The sequence below is a fragment of the Streptomyces sp. NPDC057565 genome (assembly GCF_042801455.1).
GTDB classification, from domain to species: Bacteria; Actinomycetota; Actinomycetes; order Streptomycetales; family Streptomycetaceae; genus Streptomyces; species Streptomyces yanii.
In genome coordinates this window covers 1-1,327 of record NZ_JBHVFU010000180.1, presented here as the reverse complement: position 1 = coordinate 1,327, position 1,327 = coordinate 1, and the positions used below count along the sequence as shown (strand labels likewise).

The following is a 1,327-nucleotide window of genomic DNA, read 5'->3' as shown; positions in this document are numbered from 1 at the left end:
AGTGAACCGCCGACTTGTATGGGGAAAGCGGGACGCGGTCGGGTTGGCCGCTCGTAGCGTGCCGTAGGACGCCGGTCCGGGTGACTCGTGAACCGTCTGCCGCTCTTCGGGGCTGGCTCTCCCGGGGTATGTCGCCGGTCCGGTGTCCGTCCGCGGTCTGACTCAACAGAGGCGTGTCCCGGCCAGGTTGGTTCCGGAAGTCGGCGTGTCGACCGTGGCTGTCCCCGTCGTCCGACTGTGAGGAATCAGGTCCCGTGATACTGCTCGGTGTCGACCCACACAAGTCCACCCACACCGCCACCGCCGTCGAGCCGGTCTCGAACCAGCAGGTCGGGTCGATGCGGATCGAGGCCAGTCTGGCGGACTACCGGCGGCTGCTGGCCTGGGCCAAGCGGTGGCCACAGCGGAAGTGGGCTGTGGAGAACGCCAACGGCCTGGGCCGGCATCTCGCCCAGTGGCTCGTCGCCCGCGGTGAGAGCGTCGTCGACGTGCCTGCCGCGGCGACCAGCCGGGTGCGCGAACTTTCCCGCGGTGGACGGCGTAAGAACGACCAGATAGACGCAGCGGCCGCAGCCACCGTTGCTTATCTGCAGGGAGAAGGGCGGGATCTCGCGCCCGAGGATCACACCACGGCGCTGGCTCTCCTGGACGAACGGCGTGTGAACCTGGCCCAGGCCCGGGTGCGCACGGTCAACCAGCTCCACGCGCTGCTGCGTGACCTGCTGCCCGGCGGCGCCCCGACCCAGCTGTCCGCGGACCTGGCCGCCAAACTGCTGCGATCCGTCCGTCCCGCCGGCGATATCGAGACCGTCCGGAAGGACATCGCCTGGGACCTGGTCGCCGAGATCCGGAAACTGGACAAGCAGCTCACGGACAACGCTGCCCGGATGCAGAGCCTGGTAGAGGCATCAAGCAGCACGCTGATGGACACCCCGGGCATCGGGCCGGTCATGGCCGCTCGGCTGATCGGCCGCACCGGACGGGCTCACCGCTTCCCCACCTCGGCGGCATTCGCGAACTATGCCGGTGCCGCCCCGGTGGAGATCGCCAGCGCGGACAAAGCCCGCCACCGGCTCTCCCGCTCCGGCGACCGCCAGCTCAACTCCGTCCTCCACACCGTCGCGGTCGTGCAGATACGGATGCCGAAATCACCCGGACACGCCTACTACCAGCGCAAACTCTCCGAGGGTAAGACGCCGAAGGAAGCGAAGCGGTGCCTGAAACGCCGCCTGGCCGACCACGTGTGGCGCGTCATGATCGCCGATGAGCGAAAAGCCAAGTCGCTCCCTAATCATGGGACTTGACAAGACACAGAGGCACCCCGGGT

1 protein-coding gene is annotated in these 1,327 nt (G+C 68.1%); it reads left to right on the top strand.

The genetic code is table 11. The features are described from left to right. Positions 1-254: 254 nt before the first annotated feature. Complete coding sequence (locus ACFU8W_RS52470; protein ID WP_384053003.1) at positions 255-1,304, top strand: IS110 family transposase; 1,050 nt, start codon at positions 255-257, stop codon at positions 1,302-1,304. Positions 1,305-1,327: the final 23 nt, after the last annotated feature.